We start from the raw sequence: 24,564 nt of genomic DNA, 5'->3' as shown, positions 1-24,564 counted from the left end.
TGAGGCCCGAAGTGAGCAGTTTGGCTATTGTTTTAGGAGGTGCAGGTCTCGCCGGACCTGTTGTCTTGATGCCTGCAAGGATGTGCCAGCGGGCAGCGCGCGATTATAGCGCAGCGTCCCCTGCTGCAAATCCACGAACTGCGCCGCCTCGTGGGTATCGCTCGGGCAGCGGCCCTCCGATAACGCAAGAGCGCCGCAAACGGTGTACCGCCAATTTCACTTCCGACTACGCGGGGGTGATCTTTCCCGCATGATGCGAATGGCTGATCTGCCCAAAGCTTCAGGTCACGACGGCGTGCGCGTTTTTTCCGGCCGCATTGCCACGGCAGCGGGACAGTCTGCGACAATATCGTTCATATCCACCCCCAGCCTGCCCGCATGATTCTCGCATTTCGCCTGCACCTTCCGGCCTGCCCTCTCACCTGCGGAGCCAGCTCTTGATTGCCGCAAGACAACACTCCATTTCATTCAGTTATTCCAGTTGGCAAATGCAGTAAACCAAAACTCGCCCTGCGCGTTAGTGAACCATGCGTTATTCTGACAGAGCGCTGACCGGCGTGCGCAGGGCGGCACGTGCGATGCAGCCAGCATCGGCATCCTGGCTTGGGCAATTACAGCGGACTATCCACCACACATGAAAAACATCGAATTCCTCCGTTTTCTGAATCTCAAGGGTCCCAACATCTGGACCTACCGCTCCGCCCTCGAAGTGTGGATCGATATCGGCGAACTGGAAGATTTTCCCTCCAATACCATTCCCGGCTTCGTCGACCGCCTCACCACCTGGTTGCCCACCCTGATCGAACACCGCTGCAGCTACGAAGAGCGCGGCGGCTTCGTGCGGCGCCTGCACGAAGGCACCTGGCCCGGCCACATCCTGGAACACGTGACCCTGGAACTGCAGAACCTGGCCGGGCTGCCTGGCGGCTTCGGCAAGGCGCGCGAGACCAACGTGCGCGGCGTCTACAAGGTGGTGGTGCGTGCGCGCCATGAAACGGTCACCCGCGCAGCGCTCTTTGCCGCCCGCGACCTGGTGCTGGCCGCCATGGAAAACCAGCCCTTCGACCTCGACACCACTCTGCGCAAGCTGCGCCGCATGGTGGATCGCCTGTGCCTGGGCCCCAGCACCGCTTGCATCGTGGACGCCGCCGACGAGCGCCGCATCCCGACCATTCGCCTGTCCGAAGGCAACCTGGTGCAACTGGGCCACGGCTGCAAGTCGCGCCGCATCTGGACCGCCGAATCCGACCAGACCGGCGCGATTGCCGAAGGCATCTCGCGTGACAAGGATCTCACCAAGTCGCTGCTGGAAACCTGTGGCGTGCCGGTGCCCGAAGGCCGTCTGGTGGACAGCCCCGCAGACGCCTGGGATGCCGCCCAGGACATCGGCCTGCCGGTGGTGGTCAAGCCCTGCGATGCCAACCATGGCCGCGGCGTTTTCATCGACCTGAACACCCGGGAAGAAATCGAGACCGCCTACAAGGTCGCGCTGGAAGAAGGCAGCGGCGTGCTGGTCGAGCGCTTCGTGCCGGGCCTGGAACACCGCCTGCTGATCGTCGGCGGCAAGCTGGCCGCCGCCGCCCGTGGTGAACCGATCTTCATCGTCGGCGATGGCAAGTCCACCGTGCAGGACCTGCTGGATGAACTGAACCGCGACCCGCGCCGCGGCCTGCTGGAAGAACACCTGCTGGACCCGGTGCTGCTGGACCGCGAACCGGCCGCCGTGCTGGAACTGCAGCGCCAGAACCTGACCACCGAATCGGTCCCCGCCGCCGGCCGCCGCATCCTGCTGCTGCGCAATGGCAATGTCTCCTCCGACATCACCGACCTGGTCCACCCCAGCGTGGCAGCTGCCGCTTCCCTGGCCGCGCGCATCGTCGGCCTGGACATCGCCGGTGTCGACATCGTGGCCGAAGACATCTCGCGCCCGCTGCAGGACCAGGGCGGTGCCATCGTCGAAGTCAATGCCGGCCCCGGCCTGCTGATGCATTTGAAGCCCTCGGACGGCAAGCCGCGTCCGGTCGGCGAAGCCATCATCGACAACCTGTTCGGCCCGGAAGAAAATGGCCGCATCCCCATCGTCGGCGTCACCGGCACGCATGGCAAGACCACCATTTCGCGCCTGATCGCCCGTATCGTGCACCTGTCGGGCAAGCACGTGGGCCTGGCCTGCGGCGAGGGCTTGTACTTCGGCGAACGCCAGATCGAGCGCGGCAACCGCGCCACCTGGGATGCCGCCCATCGCGTGCTGCTCAACCGCGCCGTGGAAGCTGCCGTGTTCGAGAATGGCAGCGCCGCCATCCTGGCCGAAGGCCTGGCCTATGACCGCTGCCTGGTCGGCGTGGTCGCCAATATCGATCCCACCGACAGCCTGCCCGAGTTCTACATCGAGAACGCCGAGCAGATCGCCACCAAGGTCAAGCGTACCCAGGTCGACCTGGTGCTGCCGGAAGGGGCTGCCGTGCTCAATGCCGACGACCCGCTGGTGGCCGACATGGCCCAGCTGTGCGATGGCGAAGTCATCTTCTTCAGCACCGACCCGGCTTCCGAACTGCTGGCCAGCCACCTGAAGGAAGGCGGCCGCGCCGTGTTCCTGCGCGATGGCGACCTGATCCAGGCCGATGGCGAGCGCCAGTGCAAGGTCAGCTCGGTGGATGCCATCCCCCTGACCGAAAACGGCGCGGTGGCCTACCAGGTCGAGAACGTGCTGGCCGCCGTCGGCGCCGCCTGGGCCCTGGGCATCGGCCCGGAGGTAATCCGTGCCGGCATCGAGCTGTTCGGCACCGAACGCGCCGAAGAGCAAGGCCTGAAGTTCAAGAGCCAGGCCGCCTGAACCGGCGTGACCTGCAAGACCGACTGAATCAAGATCAAGAGACATCTAGGAAAACGAGTCCATGGACGTATCCCGCATTCGCGCCCTGCGCGGCCCCAATCTCTGGAGCAGACACACTGCCATCGAGGCCATCGTTTCCTGCCCGGAAAACGAGCGCGTCATCGATGACATGCCCGGCTTCGAACTGCGCCTGCGCGCCCGCTTCCCGCAGATCGGCTTCCTCGAACCCGATGGCGGCAAGCAGGTCGTCTCCATGGCGCACGCCCTGGCCGCTGCCGCCCTGGCGCTGCAGAACCAGGCCGGCTGCCCGGTGACCTTCACCCGCACGGTCTCCACCGTCGAGACCGGCATTTACCAGGTGGTGGTGGAGTACAGCGAAGAAGAAGTCGGCCGCCTGGCCTTCGACCTGGCACTGGAACTGGTGCGCGCCGCCCAGGCCGACACCCCCTTCGACCTGACTGGTGCGCTGGCCCGCATCCGCGAACTGGATGAAGATGTACGCTTGGGCCCTTCTACCGGCTCCATCGTCAACGCCGCCATCAAGCGCGGCATCCCGTATCGCCGTCTGACCCAGGGCAGCATGGTCCAGTTCGGCTGGGGCAGCCGCCAGAAGCGCATCCAGGCCGCCGAGACCAGCAACACCAGCGCCATCGCCGAATCGATTGCGCAAGACAAGGACCTGACCAAGATGCTGCTGCACGCCGCTGGCGTGCCGGTCCCCAACGGCCGCGTGGTCGAGACCGTAGAAGATGCTTTGAAGGCCGCCGAGGAAATCGGTTCGGCGGTGGTCATCAAACCGCTGGACGGCAACCAAGGCAAGGGCGTGGCCGTCAACATCAGCACCCCCGAACAGATCACTCGCGCCTTCAACAACGCCGCCCTGATCAGCGATGAAGTCATCGTCGAGCGCTACCTGCCCGGCCACGACTTCCGCCTGCTGGTCATCGGCAAGACCCTGGTGGCGGCGGCCCGCCGCGATCCGCCGCAAGTCATCGGCGACGGCGTGCACACCATCCGTCAATTGATCGACCAGGTCAACGCCGATCCGCTGCGCGGCGACGGCCACGCCACCTCGCTGACCAAGATCCGCCTGGACGACATCGCCCTGTCGGTGCTGTCCGGCCAGAACCTGGACCCGGAAGCCATTCCCGCCCAGGGCGTGCGCGTGGTCCTGCGCAACAACGCCAACCTCTCCACCGGCGGTACCGCCACCGATGTCACCGACGACGTGCATCCGGATGTGGCCGCACGCGCCATCGCCGCTGCGCAAATGGTCGGGCTCGACATCTGCGGCGTGGACGTGGTCTGCAATTCGGTGCACATGTCGCTGGAAGAACAAGGCGGCGGCATCGTCGAAGTCAACGCCGCACCCGGCCTGCGCATGCACCTCTCGCCGTCCTACGGCAAGGCGCGCGATGTCGGCGAAGCCATCATCTCGACCATGTACGAGGATGGCGACGATGGCCGCATCCCCGTGGTGGCCGTGGCCGGTACCAACGGCAAAACCACTACCGTGCGCCTGATCACCCACCTGCTGGCCAAGACCGGCCTGCGCGTGGGCATGACCAACACCGATGGCGTCTACATCGATGGCCAGCGCACCGACACCGGCGACTGCAGCGGCCCGCGCAGCGCCCGCAATGTGCTGTTCCACCCGGACGTGGATGCCGCCGTACTGGAAACCGCCCGTGGCGGCGTCCTGCGTGAAGGCCTGGGCTTTGACCGCTGCGCCGTGGCCGTGGTCACCAACATCGGCATGGGGGACCACCTGGGCCTGTCCTACATCAGCACCGTGGAAGACCTTGCCGTGGTCAAGCGCGTCATCGTCGAAAACGTGGCGCCGACCGGCACTGCCGTGTTGAATGCGGCGGACCCGATGGTGTCCAAGATGGCCTCCTCCTGCCCCGGCTCGGTGACCTTCTTCGCGCTGGACCCGACCCACCCCATCATGGCCACCCACCGCGCGCAGGGCCACCGCATCGTCTATCAAGACGGCGACGCCATCGTGGCCGCGCAAGGCACGTTCGAAAAACGCCTGAAGCTGTCCGGCATTCCGCTCACCCGCAGCGGTGCCATCGGCTTCCAGGTCGAGAACGTGATGGCTTCCGTGGGTGCGGCCTGGGCCCTGAACCTGGACTGGGAACAGATCACCGGTGCCCTGGCCAGCTTCATCAGCGACAGCGGCACCGCACCGGGTCGCTTCAACCTGTTCGACTACAAGGGGGCCACCCTGATCGCCGACTACGGCCACAATCCGGATGCCATCCAGGCCCTCATCAAGGCCGTCGACAGCCTGCCCGCCAAGCGCCGCTCGGTGGTCATCAGCGGTGCCGGCGACCGCCGCGACGTCGACATCACCCGCCAGACCGAACTGCTGGGCGATGCCTTCGATGAAGTGGTGCTGTATCAGGATCAGTGCCAGCGCGGCCGTGAAGACGGCGAAGTGATTGCGCTGCTGCGCCAGGGCCTCGAAGGGGCCAAGCGTACCAAGGATGTGAAGGAAATCAACGGCGAATTCGTCGCCATCGATACTGCCCTCGCTACCCTGCAGCCCGGCGACCTGTGCCTGATCCTGATCGACCAGGTGGAAGAGGCGTTGGCGCACATCGACCAGCGTGTGAAGGAAAACGCCTGATGGCCGATATACGGTTTCATCGGTCCTGAAACGAACATCCCGGCCTGGTGCCGGGATGTTTTTTTTGCAGCGTCCTTGTTCAGTCGTCCTGGTTGGGATCCAGATCCGGGAACAGCACTTCCGTGAATCCGAACTGGCGGAAGTCGCGGATGCGCATCGGATACAGGATGCCCTGCAGGTGATCGCACTCATGCTGCACCACGCGGGCATGGAAGCCGTCGACGGTGCGGTCAATCTCGTTGCCGTGCAAGTCCAGGCCCTGATAGCGCAAACGGCTCCAGCGCGGCACCACGCCGCGCATGCCGGGCACCGACAGGCAGCCTTCCCAGCCCTCTTCTTCCTCGTCCGACAAGGGCGTCAGCACCGGATTGATGAGCACCGTCTCCGGCACCGCCGGTGCCTCCGGATAGCGCTGGTTGTGGCCGAAGCCGAAGATCACCAGCTGCAGGTCGACACCGATCTGGGGCGCGGCCAGCCCGGCACCGTTGACGGCACGCATGGTCTCGAACATGTCGTCCACCAGTTGCGCCAGTTCAGGCGTATCGAATTGCGTGACCGGCTGCGCCTGGCGCAGCAGGCGCGGGTCGCCCATTTTGAGGATCTCGCGTATTGCCATTGAAGCTCTCCATGAAAGACGCCCGGCAGGAACCGGGCGTCATTGTGCAAGCAGTGCGCCGCGCCAGAGGCTGGCGCTGGACCGCAGCTGCGATCAGCGTGCCTTGCTGGCCACTTCCTGCAGGTATTCCGAGAAGGCCGGACCGGTTTCCGGGTGCTTCAGGCCCATGGCCACCATGGCCTTGAGGTAACCCAGCTTGGAACCGCAATCATAACGCTGGCCCTGGTAACGGTAGGCCAGCACGGATTCGGCCTGCATCAGCTTGGCGATGCCGTCGGTGAGCTGGATCTCGCCGCCAGCGCCGCGCGGGATGTTTTCCAGGTAGTGGAAGATGCGGCTGTTCAGCACATAGCGACCCACCACGGCCAGCGTGGACGGGGCTTCTTCCGGGGCCGGCTTTTCGACGATGGCGTTGATGCGCTCCAGGTCCGGCTGGTAAGGCGTGGCGCTGACGATGCCGTATTGGCGGGTATCGTTCTTGGGCACTTCCTGCACGGCCAGCATGCTCATGCCTTCACGTGCATAGATGTCGGTCATCTGTGCCAGCACCGGCTTGACGCCCTCATCGGTGTCCATGAAGTCATCGGCCAGCAGGATGGCGAAGGGTTCTTCACCCACCACCGGACGCGCGCACAGCACGGCGTGGCCCAGGCCCAGCGGCTCGGACTGACGGATGAAGATGCAGTTGACGTTCTTGGGCACCACGTTCTGCACGATCTCCAGCAGCTTCTTCTTGCCGGCGGCTTCCAGTTCGGATTCCAGCTCGTAGGCCTTGTCGAAGTGGTCCTCGATGGCGCGCTTGTTGCGGCCGGTGATGAACACCATTTCCGTGATGCCGGCGGCGACCGCCTCTTCCACGGCATAGTGAATCAGCGGTTTGTCGACGATGGGCAGCATTTCCTTGGGCTGGGCCTTGGTGGCGGGCAGGAAGCGGCTACCGAGACCGGCGACAGGAAAAACGGCTTTCTTGATCTTCTTGATCATCATGACTCCGAGGTAAGGATGGGTCTTGTTATGTTGTTATGGCGTGATGCGTTGAATCCTGCACCGCAGTCCCGGGAACGGGACTGCTTACGGGCGGCATTCTATATGAATAAAAAGACAAGGTGATTACGTTTCTGACGCATCCTGACCGGCGCAAAGCGCCTTCAGTGCGTCCTCATCGAGGATGGCGATGCCCAGCTCCTCGGCCTTGGCCAGCTTGCTGCCGGCTTCGGCCCCGGCGACCACGTAACTGGTTTTCTTGGACACGGAACCGGAAACCTTGCCACCGGCCGCTTCGATCAGCTGCGAGGCATCATCGCGCGACAGGTTGGGCAAGGTGCCGGTCAACACGAAGGTCTTGCCGGCCAGATGCTTGGCACCGGCATCGACGCCCTCGCTTTCGGGCCAATGCACGCCGACCGCGCGCAATTGCTCGACCAGCTCGACGTTGATCGGATCATTGAAGAAGGCACGGATCGAGGCGGCGACCACCGGACCGATATCGGCCACTTCCAGCAGTTGTTCTTCACTGGCGGCGAGCAGCTTGTCGATGCCGCCGAAATGGCGCGCCAGTTCCTTGGCCGTGGCTTCGCCCACGTGGCGGATGCCCAGCGCATAGATGAAACGTGCCAGCGTGGTGCTCTTGGACTTCTGCAGAGCATCCAGCACGTTCTGCGCCGATTTCTCGGCCATGCGGTCCAGTTCGGCCAGCGCCGACAAGCCCAGTCGATACAGGTCAGCCGGCGTGTTGACCACCTGGCGATCCACCAGTTGCTCCACCAGTTGCTCGCCCAGACCTTCGATATCCATGGCGCGGCGTGAAGCAAAATGCTGCAGTCCGCCCTTGCGCTGTGCTGAACATTTCAGCCAGCCGCCCGAACAGCGTGCCACTGCTTCATCTTCCGCCCGCACGATGGGCGAGCCGCACACCGGGCAGTTGGCCGGCATGACGAAGGGGCGCGCATCAGCCGGACGCTTCTCGGGCACGAAGGCCACCACTTCCGGAATCACGTCACCGGCGCGGCGCACGATGACGGTGTCGCCGATCTGGATGTCCTTGCGGCGGACTTCATCTTCGTTGTGCAGGGTCGCGTTGGTGACTGTCACCCCACCGACGAAGACGGGATTTAGGCGCGCCACAGGAGTGATGGCACCGGTGCGGCCGACTTGCACTTCGATGTCCTGTACCACGGTCAGCGCTTCCTGCGCCGGGAACTTGTGGGCCAGCGCAAAGCGCGGGGCGCGCGAGACGAAGCCCAGGTGCTTCTGCTGGTCCAGCCGGTCCACCTTGTAGACCACGCCATCGATCTCGTAAGGCAGGCTCTCGCGCTTGGCACCGATGCTGCGGAAGAAGTCCAGCAGACCGGCAGCCCCCGTCACCACGGCGCGCTCCTTGCACACCGGCAGGCCGAGTTGCTGGTACCAGTCCAGCAGGGCCGAGTGCGAAGCCGGCATCTCGGCCCCCTCCAGCACCCCAATGCCATAGGCGAAGAAGCGCAGCGTGCGTTGCGCGGTGATGCGCGAATCCAGCTGGCGCAGACTGCCGGCGGCGGCATTGCGGGGGTTGGCGAATTCCTTCTGCCCGGCATCGCGCTGGCGCTGATTCAGGCGCGCGAAGTCGTCCTTGTACATCAGCACTTCGCCGCGCACGTCGATCACTTGCGGCAGGCTCTCGCCGTGCAGGCGCAGGGGAATGGCACGCACGGTGCGGATGTTGGCGGTCACGTTCTCGCCCGTGGTGCCATCGCCGCGGGTGGCGGCCTGCACCAGCACGCCATTCTCGTAGCGCAGGCTGATGGCCAGGCCGTCGAACTTCAGCTCGGTGGCGTAGCGCACTTCCTGCAAGGTTTCCAGGCCATCACGCACGCGCTTGTCGAAGGCTTCGATGTCTTCGTCGGCGAAACCGTTGCCCAGCGAGAGCATGGGGATGTCATGGCGCACCGGCTCGAACTGCGGCAGCGGCCCGGCACCCACGCGCTGCGTCGGCGAATCGGGCGTCAACAGTTCGGGATGGGCGGTTTCCAGTGCCTGCAGTTCCTGGAACAGGCGATCGTATTCGGCGTCCGGAATGCTGGGCTGGTCGAGTACGTAATAACTGTGGTTGTGGCGATTCAGTTCGTCGCGCAGCACGCGCGCGCGCGAAAGCCAGTCCGGCTCCCCTTGCGGGGGCCGTCCGGCGGAAAACAAGTCGTCTTGCATCGTAGGGGGAGTAAAAACGCGGCCTTAGCTGAACAGGCGCAAGGCACGGGTGGAACCGGCAGGGATCTCGGCCGATTCCATGGCGCTGTAGAACGCGGCCACCTGTTCGGCGATATCGGAGAGAGCTTCATCGGTCAGGGGCTGGTCGCTGTCATCCACGATGACGCCACCCAGGCGGGCCGACAGCGACTTGGCGCAGGCCACCAAAGCACCGTAGCCATCGCGCGACGGCGCCACACGGGGCACGTCCAGCAACAGGGTCAGGCGATCGGTGGTTTCATCGGTCGGCGTGGCATTGGTGGAGAGGGCGAAGAGCACTTCACCTTCGCCATCCTGCATCACCAGATAGCCTTCTGTACGGCGATCAAAGCCCTGGCGGGTCAGTGCGGCCAGCAAGGTCGCCAGGCTCCAGGGCGCGCCTTGCGAGCGCACGTTCACCGACAGCTGCGCATCATGGTCAATGATGAACTGGTGGAGCGCCTGGGCGGTGCGGATGACGTCGGGCATGTCCGGCAGTTCGGGTTCGCCCGAGAGCGAATCGGTCAGGTCGCGCAGGCGCATGACCAGTTCCGAATACTCGATCTCGTTGATGGCATTGCTGCGATTGGCCAGCTGCGCACCGGCCAGCAAGGCGTTGTAGATGCTGCCGTGGGCGATGGCTTCCCAGTCGCCGTCGGTGGTGCGGCCGATGAAATGCACCGGCTTGTTGCCGACATGGCGCAGGCCTTGCAGCATCGGCAGCAGCTTTTCGCCGCGCAGCGGGTTGTCCAGGGCGATGGGGATGTTGCAGTCGATCAGTTCGTCCACCGGCAGTTCGCGCTTGGGCGCCAGGCGGGCCTGCATCTCGGGCGGCGGCGTGAAGGCGGGGACGGTATCGCCCTGCTCTTCCGCTCCGGCGATGACCTGGGCCACCGTCGATTGCGGCGCCTGCGCCACCGCCTCGCCCAGTACGGCCTCCTCGGCTGCCGCAGTGGCAGAGGCTGCGGGCACCGGCGGCTCACCCAGGAAGGGTTCACGCGGCTCGAACTCGGCCTGCTCCTGGTAAGCCTTCACGGGGGCCGGTACCGGCTTGCGTTCGGGCAGATCATAGAAGGAAGGCTCGGCGCGTCCGGCATCAGGTTCGAGCGTCGGCTCGGCCATGCGCGGCGCAGGCGAGGTGTGGTCTGCCACAGGCGGGGCGAAGACCGGCTCGGCCGTGGCCGCCGGCTCGTCCGGCGACATCAGGACATCATCATGGGACGAAGAAAAGGCGCGCTCCACGGTCTTGCGCGCCTTGTGCTCCTGCCACTTGTTGTAGGTGATGACCCCGGCGACGAAGACGCCGCCCAGGATGATCAGGCTGGTCTGGAGATCCATCATCATGCTGCACGACCTTTCAGGCTGGCGGGCTGGAGGGCGCCATCATGGGCGCCGCGTGGCATGGTCGGCTGGGAAAAGCTGCTCATCGAAGAAATCCGAATCCTATCAATCCAAGAAAGCCTGGACCGCGCGGGCCGCTCACACGGCGCTCCGTCGATGCTGCCGCAGCGCTGGCAGCCGCCTGCACCGGCTCAGCGGAGCCATGCAGGGGAATCGGACGGATCGGGTACGGCAAGTGCGCGGTCAAGATATTGTTATTTTTCCATGGCCCGTGGGGGCCGAATCAGAACGGTTCCAGCTGGGGCTTGCGCCCGCTGCGGGCTGGCCGGCAAGGTTTTCAGGGTACGGTCACACCCCCTGCTTGTCAAGCCGACAAAGCCGCAGGCCATTGCCGCACAAATCATCAGGCGGCCTGCTCGGCGCTGGAGAAGTTGGCGGCCGACTCCATGTCCACCGCCACGATGCGCGACACGCCCTGCTCCTGCATGGTCACCCCGATCAACTGCTGCGCCATTTCCATGGCGATCTTGTTGTGGGAAATGAAGAGGAACTGCGTGTACTCCGACATGCGCTTGACCATGTTGGCGAAGCGTTCGGTGTTGGCATCGTCCAGCGGCGCGTCCACTTCGTCGAGCAAGCAGAACGGCGCCGGGTTCAACTGGAACATGGAGAAGACCAGGGCCGTGGCGGTCAGTGCCTTCTCGCCACCGGAGAGCAGGTGAATCGTGGCGTTCTTCTTGCCCGGCGGCTGCGCCATGACCTGCACGCCGGAATCGAGGATCTCGTCGCCGGTCATGATGAGTTTGGCCTGGCCGCCGCCGAAGAGCACCGGGAACAGTTCCGAGAAGTGGTGATTGACCTTGTCGAAGGTGTCCTGCAGCAAATCCCGGGTTTCCATGTCGATCTTGTGGATCGCATCCTGCAGCGTGGTGATGGCTTCGTTCAGGTCGGCATGCTGGGCATCGAGGAAGTGCTTGCGCTCGGAGGCGGTCGCCAGTTCATCCAGTGCGGCCAGGTTGACCGCCCCCAGCGCCGCGATGGCATTGGTGAGGCGCGTCACTTCGCCTTGCAGGTAGGACGGACGCATGTCGCTGGTCAGTTTTTCCGACAGCGCGGCCTCGTCGGCCTGGGTCTGTGCCAGCGCTTCGGAGAATTGTTCCTGGTTCAGGCGCGCGGCCTGTTCCTTCAGTTGCAGTTCGGTAATGCGGTCACGCTGGGGCTGCAGGCTGCGTTCAGCCTGCATGCGCGATTCTTCATGTGAACGAAGTTGCTGCGACAGCTGATCCAGCTCGTGGCGGGCATCGGCCAGCGCACGCTCCTGTTCGCTGCGGCGGTCCAGCAATTCCTGCAGGCCGGCCTGGGCGGCCTGGTCGTCCAGGCTTTCCAGTTCCAGCGAGCCTTGCTGCATGCTGGCAAACAGTTGCGCCGCCTGTTCCAAGGCGGTGGCAATGCCGCGCTTGAGTTCCTCGATCTTGTTGCGATGCGACTTCTCGGCGAACTCGGTTTCCTGGGCGGCGCGCTCCAGCTCGCGCAGGCGGGTGCGAGCGTCGTTGAGCTGCTGTTCCTTGTTCAGGTAATCGGTCTGGCCGTTCTCGTGCTGTTCCTGCAGTTCGGCCAGTTCGATGTCCAGCTCTTCGAAGCGGGCCTCGGATTCGGCCTGCACCTGCTGCTGCTCGGCTTCCTGCATCCCGATTTCTTCCAGATCAGTGGCGATCTGGGTGCTGCGCTGGTTGAAGCGCTCTTGCACTTCGGCCAACTTCATCACCTCGATCTGCAGGCTGTGTGCCGATTGCGTGAGCGAATTGACGCGCTGGCGCAGTTCCTGCAGACGCTGCGATGCGCCCGACAGGGCTGCCTCGGCTCGCACGGCACGGCCCTTGGCCTCCTCAGCCAGCATAGCCTGGGCACGTTGCTGCTTGGTGATGTTCTCGATTTCCTGCTGGCGCGCCAGCATGCCGTCCTGCTCCGAATCGGAGGCATAGAAACGCACGCTGGCATTGCTCACCACATGGCCCTGACGGGTCACGAACAAGCCGCCCAGCGGCAGCTTGGCGCGCTCGGCAAAGGCGGTGGCCGTGTCGTCGGCGATGTAGATGTGATTGAGCCAGTCGTTCATCAGGGCGCGCAGACCCGGATCATTCAACTGCAGCAGGGTCACGAAGGGCTTCAGGCCCGCCACCGGCTGGGCTTCGGGCTGGGCCAGGCCGGCATTGGGGGCGTACAGCGCCAGCTTGGCCGGCGGGGCGTCGCTGAAGAAGGCCTTGGCCCAGTCCAGGTTGGACATTTCCAGGGCCGACATGCGCTCGCGCAGCACCGCTTCCAGCGCGGTTTCCCAGCCGGATTCGATGTGCAGCTTCTGCCACAGGCGCGGCAGCTCGGCCAGGCCGTGCTTTTCCAGCCAGGGCTGGACCTTGCCCTGGGCCTGCACGCTTTCCTGCAATTGCTTCAGGGCGGTGAGGCGAGCTTCCAGCTGGGCGTTGGCAGAGGTTTCCTTGCTGACCAGTTCCTGGGCGGTGCGGCGCTCTTCTTCCAGGCGCGGCAGTTGCTCCTGCGCCTCTTCCAGATACATGCTCGCCTCTTCCAGCGAGGCCTGCTTTTCTTCCAACTGCATGCGCAGGTTGGACAGGTGGGTCTCGTCAGGCAGGGCCATGCCGCTCTTTTCCTGCAGCAGGCGTTCGCGGCGCACGGCCAGGCCCGAGAGGATGTTGGAGGCATTGCGCTGGTGCGTGGACTGCAGTTCGATCTGCTGCTGCACCTGCATGATCTTGCCGCGCGACTCGGTGGTCTTGACCTGCGACTCGCGCCAGGCCGATTCCAGCGAGGGCAGGCGGTCGCTGGTGTCCTGCACGGCGTGCTGGGCTTGCTCCACGCGCATGCCGAATTCTTCCAGCTGGATCTCGGCTTCGGCCAGTTCTTCCTGCTGCTGCGTGCCCTGGCGCTGCCACTGGTCGCGCTGCGCGCCCAGCGAGTTCAGTTGCGCCTGCAGACGATTGCGCGATTCGATGACGAACTTGATCTGCGCTTCCAGGCTGCCGATCTCGGAATTGGTCTGGTACAGATGGCCCTGCGCCTGGTGCAGGCGGTCGCCGGCGGCGTAGTGCGCCTGGCGCATGTGCTCCAGTTCAGTTTCGACGTGGCGCAGCTTGGCGGTCTGCTCTTCCAGGTCGATCTGGGCGCGTTCGATTTCCTTGAAGAAGCGCTCCTGCTCGGCCTTGGCTTCGTTCTTGCGCAGCAGCCAGAGCAGCTTCTGCTTTTCTTCCTGGTCGTTCTGCAGCTCGTGGAATTTCTTGGCCACGGCGGCTTGCGCTTCCAGCTTTTCCAGGTTGGCGTTCAGTTCGCGCAGGATGTCTTCCAGGCGCGTGAGGTTTTCGGTGGTGTCGTGCAGGCGGTTTTCAGTCTCGCGGCGGCGCTCTTTGTACTTCGACACGCCCGCGGCTTCTTCCAGGAAGATGCGCAGCTCTTCAGGACGCGCCTCAATGATGCGCGAGATCATGCCCTGGCCGATGATGGCGTAAGCGCGCGGGCCCAGGCCGGTACCGAGGAAGATGTCCTGGATGTCGCGGCGGCGCACGGACTGGTTGTTGATGTAGTACGAGGACGTACCGTCGCGCGTGAGCGTGCGCTTGACGGCAATTTCGGCGTACTGGCCCCACTGGCCGGCCGCCTTGCCGGCGGAGTTGTCGAACACCAGTTCGACCGAGGCGCGCCCGGCCGGCTTGCGGTGGGTGGAGCCGTTGAAGATGACGTCCTGCATCGACTCGCCACGCAGCTCGGAGGCCTTGGATTCGCCCAGGACCCAGCGCACGGCGTCGATGATGTTGGATTTGCCGCAGCCATTGGGCCCGACCACACCCACCAGCTGCCCCGGAACCTGGAAGTGCGTAGGCTCGACGAAGGACTTGAATCCAGATAATTTGATGGAAGTTAGACGCACGTTATCGACAAATTGAATCAGTTAAGAGGAAGCGGGATTTTTGCTTCCGGAACGGCCGGTATCATAACATCGCACGGGCCCGGCCAGACCAAAAACCGCGCCAGGATGCCTGCTTCCGCCCTCTTGTCCGATGCGCTGGCCCCATGAAAATCGCCGTACCGAGCGCACCCGGTACGGCGTCCATTTCTTCATTTCAATCCGAGAAAATCAGAAGGTCTCCCAATCCCCATCATCGTTTGCGGGCGATGACCTGCCCGCAGAGGCCGGTTTGGCGGGGGCTGCAGGCTTGCCTGGTGGTGGCAGCGGCGCGGCTGCCTTGACCAGGGGCTTGGCCGCAGGCTTGGGCAGTGGTTTGACCGGGATCGCTGCCTTGGCCGCAACAGGCGCAACCTTGGGTGCAGCCATCGGCGCGGGCGCTGCGGTGCCCTCCTCTCCTTCGACGCGGAAGGTCGCCACCGCGGCCTTCAGGCGTCGCGCCTGCTCTTCCAGTGAACCGGCTGCGGCAGCAGCCTCTTCGACCAGGGCCGCGTTCTGCTGGGTCACCTGATCCATCTCGCCGATGGCCAGGTTGACCTGCTCGATGCCCCGGCGCTGCTCTTCGGACGCCGCCGAAATCTCGCTGACGATGTCGGTCAGGCGATGCACCGCCGACACCACCTCGCCCATGGTCTCCCCGGCGCGGGCCACCTGGTCCGAGCCATCGCCCACGCGCTGCACCGAATCCTCGATCAGGGCCTTGATCTCCTTGGCCGCCTGGGCACTGCGCTGGGCCAGCGAACGCACTTCCGAGGCCACCACCGCAAAGCCGCGCCCCTGCTCGCCGGCGCGGGCGGCTTCCACCGCCGCATTCAGGGCCAGGATATTGGTCTGGAACGCAATGCCATCGATCACGCCGATGATGTCGGAAATCTTGCGCGAGCTTTCCGTGATGCCCTCCATGGTCTGCACCACCTGCCCCACCACCTCGCCGCCGCGCCTGGCGATTTCCGAGGCGTTGTTTGCCAACTGGCCGGCCTGGCGGGCGTTGTCGGCGTTCTGCTTGACGGTGGCGGTCAGGGTATCCATGTTGGAGGCTGTGGTCGCCAGCGAACCGGCCTGCTCTTCAGTGCGCGAAGACAGGTCCAGGTTGCCCGCTGCAATCTCGCGCGCGCCGATATCGATGGCATCGGTGCCCTGGCGGATGCCCTTGATGACGCCGCCCAGCCGCTCTCGCATGGTGGCCATCTCGAAGAGCAGACTGCGGTTGTCACCGGCACGGGTGTCGACCCGTACCGTCAGGTCGCCGTTGGCAATGCGCGTGGCGATGGCTACCGCATAGGCCGGCTCGCCACCGAGGCTACCGGTAATGCGGCGGATGATGGCCAGCATCATCAGCGAGACCAGTCCACCGACCACCACCAGGATACCGAGCAATTTGAACAGGTCGGAGCGGAACTGGGCCTGCACATCGGAGAGGAACACGCCCGTGACGATGAACCAGTCCCAGGTCTTGTTGTGCACCACATAGCTCATTTTTGGGGTGCGGTTACTGTCGTCGGTACCAGGCAGGCGGCCCATGTATTGCACGAAGCCGTGCTGTTTTTCCTGGCCGACCTTCATCATCTCGACGTAATAGGCCTTGCCTTCGGAATCCTTGCGGTCGGCCACGTTCTTGCCGATCATCGCCTTGTTGGAAGGCAGCATCAGCACCACCGGGCGGGAGTCGAAGATGAAGAGATAGTTGTCGCCGTCGTAGCGCATGGCGGCGATGCGTTCCAGCGCGTTCTTCTGGGCTTCCTCTTTGGAAATCTTGCCTGCCGCGACATCGGCCACATAGCTGTTGACCACCCCGTTGGCGGCTTCCACCACGCGGCTCAGGCCATCCTTGCGTTCTTCGATCATGGTTTCACGGGCGCTGAAGGCGGACCAGGCGGCCAGCGCCAGCAAACCGATCCACATCACGACCAGCGCAGACAGTAGCTGCGCCTTGAGGCTTTTCATTCTTGTTCTCCGGGAATGGGTGGGCCGCCCTGTGAACGGTCCCGTTTTGGCGAGCGACCACAATACTCTCTGACTCTCCCTGACAATCCCCTGAATACACCGCGTAACTGTCCCTGATTTTCCGGATTGCACCTTTTCTTTGCCAGCGTGCAGGAAGGTAAACACGCGCCCGATCAGGATCACCACAGCCGTTTTCTTGTGCGCCAGACATGCCAAGGACTCAACACCGGGCCGATTGGGAGCGCGGCAATGCCCTCAAATGACGGTATAATCGCCAACTTTCCCAGCCCTTTGCCGTGGCCGGCCGAGCTCCTCGCGAGATGCTGGCCCGGAAAGCTTTACTCCAGTCCAGCGACGTGAATCCCCTACTCGACAAACTGCAGCCCTATCCCTTCGAAAAGCTCAAGAAGCTCTTCGCCGGCATCACGCCCGACCCGGCTTATCGTCCGATCAGCCTGGGCATCGGCGAGCCCAAGCACCCTACCCCTGCCTTCATCCAGCAGGCGCTGACGGACAACCTGTCCGGCCTGGCCTCGTATCCGGCCACCCTGGGCAGCGACGCCCTGCGCGGTGCGATCGCTGACTGGCTGCAGAAGCGTTACGACATCCCGCGTCCCGATCCGGCCACCGAGATCCTGCCGGTGATCGGTTCGCGCGAGGCCCTGTTCTCGCTGACCCAGACCGTGGTCGATCCGACCAGGCCCGGCGCGCTGGTGATGTGCCCCAACCCGTTCTACCAGATCTATGAAGGTTCGGCCTACCTGGCCGGCGCCGAGCCCTATTTCGTCAATTCGGACCCGGCGCGCAACTTTGCGCCCGATTTCAGCCAGGTACCGCAAGAAGTATGGGAACGCGTGCAACTGCTGTTCGTCTGCTCGCCGGGCAACCCGACCGGCGCCGTGCTGACGCTGGAAGACTGGAAGGAACTGTTCGCCCTGTCGGATCGCTATGGTTTCGTGATCGCCTCCGACGAGTGCTATTCCGAGATCTACTTCAAGCAGGATCCGCCGCTGGGCGGCATGCAGGCCGCACGTCTGCTGGGCCGTGACTATCGCAACCTGGTCTCCTTCTCCAGCCTGTCCAAGCGCTCCAACGTGCCGGGCATGCGCTCGGGCTTCGTGGCCGGCGATGCAGCCATCCTCAAGAAATTCCTGCTCTATCGCACCTACCACGGCGCGGCCATGAGCCCGGTGATCCAGGCCGCCTCCGTGCTGGCCTGGCAGGACGAAACCCACGTGCAGGACAACATCGCCAAGTACGTCACCAAGTTCTCCCAGGTGACCCCGCTGCTGCAGGAAGTGATGGACGTCGCCCTGCCCGATGCCGCCTTCTACCTGTGGGCCAAGGTCGACAAGCTGGTCGACATCAGCGACACCGAATTCGCCCGCCGTCTGTACGCCGAATATAATGTCACGGTCTTGCCGGGCAGCTACCTGGCACGCGAAGCGCATGGCGTCAATCCGGGCGCGGGCCGCATCCGCATGGCGCTGGTGGCCGAAGTGGGCGAATGCCTGGAAGCTGCGCAACGCATCGTCGCCTTCACGAAGAAACTGGCCGGCCAGGCTTGAGCTTGTCCGCACCGGCCCCGGTGCCAGTTTCTCTCCCGTTCACACTAGAGTTCATCGATATCAACATGACACAGTCCATTCAGCACATCATCGATCAGGCGTGGGAAGATCGCGCCAGCCTGTCTCCCAAGAGCGCCCCGGCCGACATCCGCAATGCGGTGGCCGAAGTGATCGCAGGCCTGAATGATGGCACCCTGCGCGTGGCCAACCGTCAGGGCGTCGGCCAGTGGGAAGTCAACCAATGGGTGAAGAAGGCCATCCTGCTGTCCTTCCGCCTGGAAGACAACGTGCCGATGTCGGCCGGACCTGGCTATCCGCAGTTCTACGACAAGGTGCCGACCAAGTTCGCCAATTACACTGCGGAAGATTTCGCCAAGGGCGGCTTCCGCGTGGTGCCGCCGGCGGTGGCGCGTCATGGCTCCTTCATTGGCCGCAACGTGGTGCTGATGCCCTCCTACGTCAACATTGGCGCTTACGTCGACGAAGGCACGATGGTCGACACCTGGGCCACCGTCGGTTCGGCGGCCCAGATCGGCAAGAACGTTCACCTTTCCGGTGGCGTCGGCATCGGTGGCGTGCTGGAGCCCGTGCAGGCGGGTCCGGTCATCATTGAAGACAATTGCTTCATCGGTGCCCGTTCGGAAGTGGTCGAAGGCGTCATCATCGAAGAGAACTCGGTGCTGTCCATGGGCGTGTACATCGGCCAGTCGACCAAGATCTACGACCGCGAAACCGGCGAAGTCCACTACGGCCGCGTGCCGGCGGGCTCGGTGGTGGTGCCGGGCAACCTGCCGTCCAAGGATGGCAAGTACAGCCTGTACGCCGCGATCATCGTCAAGAAGGTCGATGCCCAGACCCGCTCCAAGACCTCCATCAACGAACTGCTGCGCGGCGAGTAATTCCGCGCTGCGGCTTTGCTGAAGGCCTGAAGTACCCACGCGCCGCGCCGGTCGTCTCGCACACCGGCGCGGCGTCGTGTTCTGGCCCCCGATAGCCAGCCCCATTGAGAAAGCGAACATGAGCGACAAGATCACCCTTTTTGGCATTCCCAACTGCGACACCGTCAAGAAAGCCCGCGTGTGGCTGGACGAGCAAGGCATCGCCTTTCACTTCCACGATTTCAAGAAGGCCGGCCTCACTGCCGAACAGGCCCAGGCCTGGCTGAAGGACGTGGAGCGCGACGTGCTGGTCAACCGCAAGGGGACCACGTGGCGCGCCCTGCCGGATGAGCGCAAGGCCGCCATCACCGATGACGCCGCTGCGGTGGCCCTGATGGTGGAAAACCCATCGGTGGTGAAGCGCCCGGTGCTGTTCGATGGCAAGCAGTATCACGTCGGCTTCAAGGCCGATCAGTATCAACACATTTTCGAGAAATGATCATGAGCAAGACGCTGGCCCTGACCCAGGAATTGATGTCCCTTTCTTCCGTCACCCCCGAAGACAAAGGCTGCCAGGCGCGGCTGGCGGAATTGCTCGCGCCGCTGGGTTTCGTCTGCGAGACCATCCAGTCCGGCGACGTCACCAATCTGTGGGCGCGCAAGGGAACGGCGCAGCCGCTGGTGGTCTTTGCCGGCCACACCGACGTGGTGCCCACCGGCCCGCTGGAGAAGTGGCAGTCGCATCCCTTCCAGCCGACCCTGCGCGATGGCCGCCTGTACGGTCGCGGCGCGTCCGACATGAAGACATCGATTGCCGCCATGGTGGTGGCTTGCGAAGAGTTCACGGCGGCCCATCCCGATCACAAGGGTTCGATCGGCTTCCTCATCACCAGCGACGAAGAAGGCCCGGCCATCGATGGCACGGTCGTCGTCTGCAATGCCCTCAAGGAGCGTGGCGAGCAGCTGGATTACTGCATCGTCGGCGAGCCGACCTCGGCCAAGACCTTGGGCGACATGATCAAGAACGGCCGCCGCGGCACCATGTCGGGCAAGCTGACCGTCAAGGGCATCCAGGGCCATATCGCCTATCCGCAACTGGCGCGCAATCCCATCCACCAGGCTGCGCCGGCACTGGCCGAACTGGTGGCCGAGCAGTGGGATGCGGGCAATGAATACTACCTGCCGACTTCCTGGCAGATTTCCAATATCCATGGCGGCACCGGCGCCTCCAACGTGATCCCCGGCGAAGTGGTGATCGACTTCAACTTCCGCTTCTCCACCGCCAGCACCGTGGAAGGTTTGCAGCAGCGCGTGCATGCCATCCTCGACAAGCATGGCCTGGAATACGACCTGAAGTGGACCGTTGGCGGCCTGCCCTTCCTGACCCCGCGCGGCGACCTGTCGGATGCGCTGTCCAAGGCGATCAAGGACGAGACCGGACTGGATACCGAACTGTCAACCACCGGTGGCACCTCAGACGGCCGCTTCATCGCCCGGATCTGCCCGCAGGTGATCGAGTTCGGTCCGCCCAATGACAGCATCCACAAGATCGATGAGCACATCGAAGTGCGCTATATCGATCCCCTGAAGAACATCTACCGCAAGACGCTGGAAAACCTGCTGGCGTAAGCCCAAGCATTGAAGAGAACATCATGACCCCCAACAATTTCTCCACCGTGCGCGACCTGCTGCGCTACGCCGTGACCCGCTTCAACACCGAGCAACTGTTCTTCGGCCACGGCAGCAGCAATGCGCTCGACGAGGCAGCCTACCTGATCCTGCATACGCTCAAATTGCCGCTGGATCAGCTCGATCCCTTCCTGGATGCGCGTCTGCTCCCCGAGGAAATCGCTTCCGTCATGCGCGTGATCGAACGCCGCAGCAAGGACCGCGTCCCGGCGGCCTACATCACCAATGAAGCCTGGCTGGGCGCATATCGCTTCTACGTGGATGAACGCGTGATCGTGCCGCGTTCCTTCATCGCCGAACTGATTCCGCAGCATTTCTCGCCCTGGATCCAGGATCCGGAAGCCATCGTCAACGCGCTGGACCTGTGTACCGGTTCCGGTTGCCTGCCGATCCTGCTGGCTGATGCCTTCCCGAACGCGCAGATCGATGCGGTCGACATCTCTGCCGACGCGCTGGCCGTGGCGCGCAAGAATGTGGACGAATACCAGTTGCAGGAGCGCATCAACTTGGTCGAGTCCGACCTGTACACGCAACTGCCGCTGCGCAAGTATGACTTGATCATCAGCAATCCGCCCTATGTGAATTCCGGTTCCATGAGCAAGCTGCCCCAGGAATACCTGCGCGAACCGCAACTGGCCCTGGCCGGTGGCGAGGATGGCATGGACCTGGTACGCAAGATCGTCGCCGGCGCTGCCGAGCGCCTCACGCCCGAAGGCGTGCTGGTGGTCGAGATCGGCAATGAGCGCGCCTTCGCCGAAGCGGCCTTCCCGGAACTGGAACTGACCTGGCTGACCACCAGTGCCGGTGACGACATGGTGTTCCTGGTCACGGCCGAACAACTGCAACTGGCCTGACCCTGAGCGTCAGCATCCGCGTTAGCGCGCTCCAACGATTGTGAATCACCGATGATCCGTTTCCAGCAAGTTTCCCTCCAGCGCGGCGTCAAGCCGCTCCTGGACAATGTCGACCTGACGCTCAATCCGGGCGACAAGATCGGCCTGATCGGTGCCAATGGCGCCGGCAAGTCCAGCCTGTTCGCCATGCTGCGCGGCGAGCTGCATGCCGACCAGGGCAATGTCGATTTCCCGGCGCGCTGGCGCATGGCCTACGTCGCGCAGGAAACGCCGGCGCTGGATCGTCCCGCCATCGAGTACGCCATCGATGGCGACGCTCACCTGCGGCAGCTGGAAGCCGATCTGGCCCGCGCCGAAGCGCAGCCGGACGACAAACACGACGGCAACCATATCGCCGAGCTGCATACCGCGTTGGCCGATGCCGATGCCTACACCGTGCGCTCGCGCGCCGAGCAATTGCTGCTGGGTCTGGGCTTTTCGCTGGAGCAGATGGCGCGGCCCGTGGCCAGCTTCTCCGGCGGCTGGCGCATGCGCCTGAACCTGGCGCAGGCACTGATGTGCCCGTCCGACCTGCTGCTGCTGGACGAACCGACCAACCACCTGGACCTGGATGCCATCATCTGGCTGGAAGACTGGTTGAAGCGCTACGCGGGCACCCTGCTCATCATTTCCCACGACCGCGATTTCCTGGATGGCGTGGTGAACGTGATCGTTCATATCGATGATCGAAAACTCAAGCGCTATTCCGGCAACTACAGCAGCTTCGAGCGCCAGCGCTCGGCCCAGCTGGAGCTGATGGCGGGCATGATCGAGAAGCAGCAGCGCCAGCGTGCGCACCTGCAATCCTTCATCGACCGCTTCAAGGCCAAGGCGACCAAGGCACGCCAGGCGCAGAGCCGCATGAAAGCCCTGTCGAAGATGGAAGAGCTGGCACCGCTGCGGGCGGCCGCCGAATTCTCCTTCGAATTCCGTGAGCCCCTGTCGGCACCGAATCCGCTGCTGGTGATGGAAAAGGTCAACGCGGGTTATCACATCGAGGGCAAGAATGGCGCGCCCGATGAAGACAAGATCATCGTGCATGGCATCGATTTCTCGCTGCAGAGTGGGCAGCGCATTGGTCTGCTGGGCGTCAACGGCGCGGGCAAGTCCACGCTCATCAAGACCGTGGCCGGCGAGATCGATCCGCTGTCCGGTACGGCCCGCCTGGGCAAGGGACTGGTGATCGGCTACTTCGCCCAGCATCAGGTGGAAATGCTGCGCCATGTCGAATCGCCGCTATGGCACCTGACCCGTCTGGCACCGGATGTGCGCGAGCAGGAACTGCGCAACTTCCTGGGCAGCTTCAATTTCAACGGCACCATGGCGACCTCCTCCATCGCTCCCTTCTCGGGCGGAGAAAAGGCGCGCCTGGCGCTGGCTCTGATTGTCTGGCAGCGCCCCAACCTGCTGCTGCTGGATGAACCGACCAACCACCTGGATCTGGAAACCCGCGAAGCGCTCACCATGGCGCTGGCACAGTTCGAAGGCACGCTGGTGCTGGTCTCCCACGATCGCCACCTGCTGCGCGCCACGACCGACCAGTTCCTGATCGTGGCCGAAGGCAAGCTGCAACCCTTCGATGGCGACCTCGACGACTACAAGGACTGGCTCTTCAAGACCAAGCTGGCCGCCCGCAATGATGCAGCGGCTGCCGCGCCGCTGCCCACGGCCAGCCAGCCGGTGGCCGAGGCCCCGGCCTCGCTGGTGGACCGCAAGGAACAGAAGCGTCTGGAGGCCGAGCAGCGCCAGAAGATGTCGGCCCTCAAAAAACCGATTGAGGCCCGCATCAAGCGCCTCGACGAACAGATCGCCAAGCTCAATGCGCGCAAGGGAGAGATCGATGCGCGCCTGGCCAGCCCGGATATCTACGACGCCGCCAACAAGGAAGAACTCAAGACGCTCATCACCGACCAGGCCTATTGCAGCAAGGAGCTGGACCAGCTTGAAAATGAATGGCTGGAACAGCAGGAGGCGCTGGAGCAATTGCAGGCCTGAGCTGCGGAACCGCGTCGGGCATAAGCTTTCTACATCAAAGTATTAAGCCAGCCCTTGCAGTTCGGCAAAACGAGCGCATCATTGCGCCCTGGCCGCAGTTTTTGTGGCGAAAGTTTTTATAAGGACATGAACATATGAAGAAGAATATCAAGCAATGGCTGCTGGCCGGTGTCGGCGCAACCCTGCTGGCGTCCAGCCTGAGCGTGTCGGCGGCCGACCTGCTGGAATCGGTCAAGAGCAGCGGCACCCTGAAGGTGGCGCTGGAGGGCAACTATCCCCCGTTCAACTTCAAGGATGCCAAGACCGGAGAACTGACCGGTTTTGAGGTCGATGTGGCCAAACTGCTGGCGGCCAAGCTCGGCGTCAAGCCGGTCTTCACCACCACCGAATGGAGCGGCATCCTGGCCGGTCTGGGCGCAGGCAAGTACGACGTCATCATCAACCAGGTCGGCATCACCGACGAACGCCAGAAGGCTTTCGACTTCTCCGATCCGTACACCCTCTCCAGCGCCCAACTGATCGTGCGCAAGGATGAAAAGCGCGAATTCAAGAGCCTGGACGACCTGAAGGGCAAGAAGCTGGGCCTGGGTCAGGGCACCAACTTCGAACAGAAGGCCAAGGCCGTGGCCGGCATCGACGTGCGCACCTATCCGGGTTCGCCCGAGTATCTGGCTGACCTGGCCGCCGGTCGCATCGATGCTGCCCTGAACGACAGCCTGCTGGTCGGCTACATCCTGAAGTCGACCAACCTGCCGCTGAAGGCTGGCAGCCCGATCGGCACCGTCGACAAGATCGGCATTCCCTTCCGCAAGGGCAATCCGGAGTTCAAGGCTGCACTGAACAAGGCCCTGGCCGACATCAAGGCGGACGGCAGCTTCAAGGCCGCTTCCGAGAAGTGGTTCGGCATTGACGTGAGCCAGCCGCCGAAAGCACAATAAGGCGCGCCTGAACTGGCGCTCCCTGCCGCCCGGCACGTTCCGGGCGGACCGACTTATCCCCGC

15 protein-coding genes are annotated in these 24,564 nt (G+C 63.8%); 9 read left to right on the top strand and 6 right to left on the bottom strand.

Annotated elements, in window-relative coordinates:
• The first annotated feature begins 634 nt into the window (after positions 1-634).
• Both ACWFUC_RS16120 and cphA read left to right on the top strand, forming a co-directional pair.
• Entirely contained in the window at positions 635-2,833 is a 2,199-nt protein-coding gene (locus ACWFUC_RS16120) for a cyanophycin synthetase (protein WP_134222264.1), read from the top strand.
• A 61-nt stretch (positions 2,834-2,894) separates the two neighbouring features.
• Positions 2,895-5,468 carry a cyanophycin synthetase gene (gene cphA / locus ACWFUC_RS16115; protein WP_489625398.1) on the top strand — a complete coding sequence of 858 codons (2,574 nt, stop codon included), beginning with the start codon at positions 2,895-2,897 and terminating at the stop codon, positions 5,466-5,468.
• Between the two features lie 79 nt (positions 5,469-5,547).
• On the opposite strand, the gene def is transcribed toward cphA, so the two are convergent.
• The 6 genes from def to ACWFUC_RS16085 form a co-directional block, all read right to left on the bottom strand.
• On the bottom strand, positions 5,548-6,084 hold the full coding sequence (def, locus tag ACWFUC_RS16110) for a peptide deformylase (protein ID WP_489625397.1): 537 nt from the start codon (positions 6,082-6,084) through the stop codon (positions 5,548-5,550).
• A gap of 93 nt (positions 6,085-6,177) precedes the next feature.
• Complete coding sequence (galU, locus tag ACWFUC_RS16105; RefSeq protein ID WP_039789660.1) at positions 6,178-7,068, bottom strand: UTP--glucose-1-phosphate uridylyltransferase GalU; 891 nt, start codon at positions 7,066-7,068, stop codon at positions 6,178-6,180.
• A 126-nt stretch (positions 7,069-7,194) separates the two neighbouring features.
• Positions 7,195-9,267, bottom strand: coding sequence for an NAD-dependent DNA ligase LigA (gene ligA / locus ACWFUC_RS16100; protein WP_489625396.1), 2,073 nt, complete (start codon positions 9,265-9,267; stop codon positions 7,195-7,197).
• A 24-nt stretch (positions 9,268-9,291) separates the two neighbouring features.
• The gene (locus ACWFUC_RS16095) at positions 9,292-10,629 is read right to left on the bottom strand and encodes a cell division protein ZipA C-terminal FtsZ-binding domain-containing protein (protein WP_489625395.1); all 1,338 of its coding nucleotides are present in this window, start codon (positions 10,627-10,629) and stop codon (positions 9,292-9,294) included.
• A 400-nt stretch (positions 10,630-11,029) separates the two neighbouring features.
• Positions 11,030-14,560: a chromosome segregation protein SMC gene (gene smc / locus ACWFUC_RS16090; RefSeq protein ID WP_084320190.1), complete on the bottom strand. Its 3,531-nt coding sequence runs from the start codon at positions 14,558-14,560 to the stop codon at positions 11,030-11,032.
• A gap of 207 nt (positions 14,561-14,767) precedes the next feature.
• Entirely contained in the window at positions 14,768-16,540 is a 1,773-nt protein-coding gene (locus tag ACWFUC_RS16085) for a methyl-accepting chemotaxis protein (protein ID WP_489625394.1), read from the bottom strand.
• A gap of 356 nt (positions 16,541-16,896) precedes the next feature.
• On the opposite strand from ACWFUC_RS16085, the gene dapC reads away from it, so the two are divergent.
• The 7 genes from dapC to ACWFUC_RS16050 all read left to right on the top strand — a co-directional run bounded on the left by dapC (position 16,897) and on the right by ACWFUC_RS16050 (position 24,501).
• Positions 16,897-18,108, top strand: a complete 1,212-nt coding sequence (gene dapC, locus ACWFUC_RS16080; RefSeq protein WP_121039951.1) for a succinyldiaminopimelate transaminase — start codon at positions 16,897-16,899, stop codon at positions 18,106-18,108.
• A 65-nt stretch (positions 18,109-18,173) separates the two neighbouring features.
• Entirely contained in the window at positions 18,174-19,007 is an 834-nt protein-coding gene (gene dapD, locus ACWFUC_RS16075; protein ID WP_039788307.1) for a 2,3,4,5-tetrahydropyridine-2,6-dicarboxylate N-succinyltransferase, read from the top strand.
• A 118-nt stretch (positions 19,008-19,125) separates the two neighbouring features.
• Positions 19,126-19,485, top strand: a complete 360-nt coding sequence (locus ACWFUC_RS16070) for an ArsC family reductase (RefSeq protein ID WP_039788309.1) — start codon at positions 19,126-19,128, stop codon at positions 19,483-19,485.
• A gap of 2 nt (positions 19,486-19,487) precedes the next feature.
• Positions 19,488-20,615 (top strand): succinyl-diaminopimelate desuccinylase, encoded by a 1,128-nt coding sequence (gene dapE, locus ACWFUC_RS16065; protein ID WP_489625393.1) that lies wholly within the window; start codon positions 19,488-19,490, stop codon positions 20,613-20,615.
• 23 nt (positions 20,616-20,638) lie between these two features.
• A complete protein-coding gene (gene prmB, locus ACWFUC_RS16060) occupies positions 20,639-21,529 on the top strand; it encodes a 50S ribosomal protein L3 N(5)-glutamine methyltransferase (RefSeq protein ID WP_134135288.1) in 891 nt (296 codons plus the stop codon).
• Between the two features lie 51 nt (positions 21,530-21,580).
• A complete protein-coding gene (locus ACWFUC_RS16055; protein ID WP_489637212.1) occupies positions 21,581-23,563 on the top strand; it encodes an ATP-binding cassette domain-containing protein in 1,983 nt (660 codons plus the stop codon).
• A 134-nt stretch (positions 23,564-23,697) separates the two neighbouring features.
• Entirely contained in the window at positions 23,698-24,501 is an 804-nt protein-coding gene (locus ACWFUC_RS16050; RefSeq protein ID WP_121039936.1) for a cystine ABC transporter substrate-binding protein, read from the top strand.
• Positions 24,502-24,564: the final 63 nt, after the last annotated feature.

The sequence above is a fragment of the Herbaspirillum sp. Her4 genome (assembly GCF_057961335.1).
This window is presented reverse-complemented; position numbering and strand designations above follow the sequence as displayed.